This is a genomic window from Bartonella sp. TT29SHDZB (genome assembly GCF_042193395.1).
Lineage (GTDB): Bacteria > Pseudomonadota > Alphaproteobacteria > Rhizobiales > Rhizobiaceae > Bartonella.
Genome location: NZ_JBHILQ010000058.1, coordinates 1 through 2927 on the forward strand (window position 1 = coordinate 1; position 2927 = coordinate 2927).

At 44.9% G+C, this 2927-nt stretch carries 3 protein-coding genes and 1 pseudogene; all 4 read right to left on the minus strand.

Annotated features, from left to right (window positions below; genetic code table 11):
- Window positions 1-455: pseudogene (locus tag ACFIJJ_RS09280) on the minus strand (S49 family peptidase); the annotation flags it as partial.
- Window positions 445-2013: a phage portal protein gene (locus tag ACFIJJ_RS09285; RefSeq protein WP_375646752.1), complete on the minus strand. Its 1569-nt coding sequence runs from the start codon at window positions 2011-2013 to the stop codon at window positions 445-447. The pseudogene ACFIJJ_RS09280 and the gene ACFIJJ_RS09285, both read right to left, overlap by 11 nt.
- A complete protein-coding gene (locus ACFIJJ_RS09290; protein WP_273757285.1) occupies window positions 2013-2261 on the minus strand; it encodes a phage head-tail joining protein in 249 nt (82 codons plus the stop codon). The genes ACFIJJ_RS09285 and ACFIJJ_RS09290 overlap by 1 nt, the downstream gene beginning before the upstream one ends.
- Before the next feature lie 3 nt (window positions 2262-2264).
- Window positions 2265-2927, minus strand: a 663-nt coding sequence (locus ACFIJJ_RS09295; protein ID WP_375646754.1) for a terminase gpA endonuclease subunit, incomplete at its 5' end; no start/stop codon positions are given.

Sequence of the window (2927 nt, forward strand, 5' to 3'; positions counted from 1 at the left end):
GCAAACTCATTGGCATGTGCCCAAATGGGCTTGTCGTATTGTTTTGAGAGTGTTTGAAACTCTTCAACCAAATCAAAGACACCACCGGCTTCTCCACCGCCGCTGTCAATATCAAGTAAAACAGCACGAACATCAGGTTGTGCAATGGCTTCACGAAAAGAAGCCCTTAACCCCTCATAAGACGTCAATCCCGATAAAGCTCCAAGCCATGCACCGCGGCGTACAAGCGTGCCATGAACCGGTATTATAGCAACATTGTTTTGCACCACATAGGTTTCTGGTGGTCTTAAAGCTTCTGTACTCCCTTGCGAATAAGCTTCAATGGGAAAATTTTCACTTGCAAAAAGCCGTGGAGCAAGAGCATTGAGAATAATATCAAGCTTTGTGGAGGCAAGCATGTGTGGAACTCCAAAAAGCCGTGATGCCAAAAACGGCATGTCGAGATTATTCACCATTTGTCTGCGCCTTACTGCCTTGGTTACTTTCATAAGTTTCAGAAGGTTCTGAATCTGCGGGATCAATTACTTGATTGCTACCAGCCGGTGCCGCCATATCGGTGTCAAAAGATAAGCCGCGCGCACGAGCGTCTGTGTGCTCTTCTTCAAGTTCGGCATGAATGCTGTCGATATCAAAGCCACGCTCGGCAAGTGCCATGCGTCGTGTTTTCAAGCCTGCACGAATTTCTTCTTTTTCCGCTGAGATATCCTTGTTTGGATCAATCATTTCAAGCGGGGGTGCAAAGCTTTCACATTGAAGCCATGGCAAGGAATTTTCTTCCCACCCTGGCAAATTGACACATCCAGAAAGCACTGCCATTTCAACAAAACGCTCCCACACAATGCGGTTAAACTGAAAGGCAATAATATGTTCACGCCATTGTTTGACGTGCCGTCTAAACTGAATGATAGAGGTACGCACATTAGAAAAATTCCCCCGCGTAACGTCTCCAGTCACAACGGCATAAGGCATATTAAGTGCTGCACAAATTTTCAAGATATTGCGAAATTGAAAAGCCTCGTAAGAACCACCAACCTCAACCGGGGTTGAAAATGTAATTTGTTTTTCGCCATCGACCACGTTAACTGAGCCAGGGTAAATTGGATGCTCTTCGGGTACCTCTTCAATCTTCTTTTCTACCTTCTGTTCAATTTTCGTTTTTTCACGATTATCCTCTAACTCTGCCTCATGAGATTCCTTCCCTGTAATAAACACCGCAAAAAGAGCCGCTGTTTTTTTTCGTTCAAGCTCTGCATCATCATAGGATTCGAGTTGAAAGATCTTTGTCATAGCGCGCGTTATTTTGGGAGAACCGCGCAATTGTCCGGCAATACGGCGCTCTTTGATGTGAAGGACCATTTCAGCAGGGACGCGCACGCGCTCTTGGCTCTCAAATGCCATATTTGCAGGGACATCATCATAGGGATGATGTTCCCAGAAATGATAAGCAACGCGCTTACCACTGGCGTTAAATTCAATCCCCATACGAATGTAATTGCCTTCAATTTCAGCAGGTCCATTGTAGGTAAGGTCTAGCATTTCGGTTGGATAAACTTGCAATTGAAGAGGCACGCCAGAGCGCCCGTAGAGGTCAACATAATGCAATCTTACAAAGCACTCTCCGGTTAAAAAGACCTCTCGTGCAATGGTTGCTTGCAGCCCATAAAAGCTGGTATCTTCATCATAATCGGCTTCATCAGCCCATTGCCACCATAAGTCTAAAAGCTTTTTCTTTTCTTCTTGAAAGCCTTCAATACGAGGATAAGGTTTAATCCCATCACTTACAGCCGCAGAGACCCATTCCTCCGTTGCAGACCCATAAAGAGATTCATTGTCATAAAGCCATCTTGAACGGGCAACAATGGTATCACCGCATTCCTCAATGGCTTTATTGATATGTTTTTTGGCGGGGTCAAAACCACCCATGCGACGGCTTTTACTTGCCGCTTCAAAATGGGGATTGTGTTGACGAGAAATTGTAAAAAAGCCCGTGAGTTTATTGATAAAGCCAGCCATTAATAGCCTCGTGATATATTAAAATAGAAAACGCGTGAACGCTTGCGCCCTTCAAGGTCCGCTATTTGTGTGTTCAGCATCTCAAGCGCTCTGCGCAGTTCCTCAACAGAACGGTTGCTTACTTGCTTATCGCCATGGCGCACCGATTGCGCACCCGAATAAAGAGCCTCTTCAATTTGTTCACGCCGCCTTTTTAAGTTTTCAAGTCTCTCAATTTTGCTGTTAATTGGTTCTAAAGTTTCACCCACAAATTACCTCCAATCCCCTCGCATATAAGGATTCATCATTGTTCTGAATGGCTTCTTTTGAGGCTGTGCTGTCTGAGATCTTCTTGGAGAAGGAGAGGGCAGATGTTCTGATGTTGGCTGCTCTAAAGAGCCTTCAATTTTAAGTTTTTCCAGACGCTCTTCTAAGATATCGACTTCTCGATTAAGGTTTATTCCTGCCGAAATCAGACCTTGTAAAGCCGCATAAGCATAGACCCTACAGTCCAAGGCTTCATTTCTTGCCTTTTCACTTTTTTGCCATTCAATACGCTTGAAGCCTTTAAAATATTTGATGACTTTTCTTTCAGCGGTCAGTTGGTCAAAATATTCTCGATCAAGGCTTTTGTGAAAGTGTGTTGCACCAGCCCCCGTTGCTTCAGGTCCCGATTTTTTAAACCGTGCTGTAATGATATCTTTCGCGGCATCAACCCCAACAATATAAAGATTAATCTGTCCTTTATTGTTTTTGCTTGGTCGGCGTGGCCATACCGCACGCCATCCCGCTTGCCCCTTAATCCCCCAAATGCGCCGCCCTTCACGCGGGCGTACATAATTATAAACTGCCTGTGTATGTCCACCACCGGTATCAATACAAGCAGCTGTTATCCTAATTCCCTCTTTATAGCCTGTATGTGGCCAGCGTTTTGT

What these genes read in the sequence shown, in the direction of transcription:
- ACFIJJ_RS09285 (WP_375646752.1), bottom strand. Translation starts at nt 2,013, where the DNA reads ATGGCTGGCTTTATCAATAAACTCACGGGCTTTTTTACAATTTCTCGT.